The sequence below is a fragment of the Mesorhizobium sp. M7A.F.Ca.MR.148.00.0.0 genome (assembly GCF_003997735.1).
In the GTDB taxonomy this organism is placed as follows: Bacteria; Pseudomonadota; Alphaproteobacteria; order Rhizobiales; family Rhizobiaceae; genus Mesorhizobium.
Window position 1 is genome coordinate 1 of record NZ_RZTB01000762.1, and the last position, 222, is coordinate 222.

The 222-nt window shown below is 59.0% G+C and carries 1 pseudogene; it reads left to right on the plus strand.

The window, feature by feature from the left end:
- A pseudogene (locus tag EOB49_RS36170) lies at positions 1–222 on the plus strand (L-carnitine dehydrogenase); the annotation flags it as partial.

Here is a 222-nt window from a genome sequence, read left to right on the forward strand (position 1 = left end):
TGTCGATCCGTGAGCTGGAAAAAATCCGCGACGATAATCTGGTCGCCATCATGGACGCGCTGTCGAAGCAGAACAAAGGCAAGGGCTGGGGCGCCGGCGCGCTGCACAAGGACTATACCAGGCAGCTCGCCAAGCTGGCGGCGAAGAAGCCCACGGCCTCCAAGGCTGCCGAGAAGGCCAAAGCCTTGAAACCGGTCAAGAAAGCCGAAAAGCCGAAGAAAA